The following is a 420-nucleotide window of genomic DNA, read 5'->3' as shown; positions in this document are numbered from 1 at the left end:
AATAACACAGTAGAACTAAGGAAATGTTAGGCACCACCCTAGATCTTTTCTCCACGCCACACTTTTCTTGCCATAAAGGAAAAGAAGATCGTGGCTCCGATATATGTTGCGAAGAGAAGAACGTAGCCAGCTGGATTTGTGTCCGGGTTGATCGCAAAGGAGGCCTCACCTCCCTTGGATATGAGCACGTGCCTTGTTTGAACGTGAGCGACCATCCAGTACGCATCCAGAGCAGCAAAGGTTGCGCCCCCAAGCGTGAAAAGAAGGCCGGATATTTTAGCAACCTTGACTTGACGCGGGGTGGAGGGAGTGCGGCCTTTACGAGTGATGATTGAGTAGGGCAAGGCTAGAAACGCGATTAGAAAGAGCTGTGAAATCGTGAGCATGTCTATCCGATGCCTAACGCTTAGCGTTTATCTG

General features: G+C 49.5%; 1 protein-coding gene. It reads right to left on the bottom strand.

What is annotated here, in order from left to right:
• Positions 1-38 precede the first annotated feature (38 nt).
• Positions 39-386, bottom strand: coding sequence for a hypothetical protein (locus tag UU7_RS18540; protein WP_157582426.1), 348 nt, complete (start codon positions 384-386; stop codon positions 39-41).
• Positions 387-420: the final 34 nt, after the last annotated feature.

The organism is Rhodanobacter spathiphylli B39, assembly GCF_000264295.1.
Lineage (GTDB): Bacteria > Pseudomonadota > Gammaproteobacteria > Xanthomonadales > Rhodanobacteraceae > Rhodanobacter > Rhodanobacter spathiphylli.
This window is presented reverse-complemented; position numbering and strand designations above follow the sequence as displayed.

Bases quoted from the DNA above. Each gene is read 5' to 3' on its own strand.
- UU7_RS18540 (WP_157582426.1), bottom strand. From the start codon at position 386: ATGCTCACGATTTCACAGCTCTTTCTAATCGCGTTTCTAGCCTTGCCC.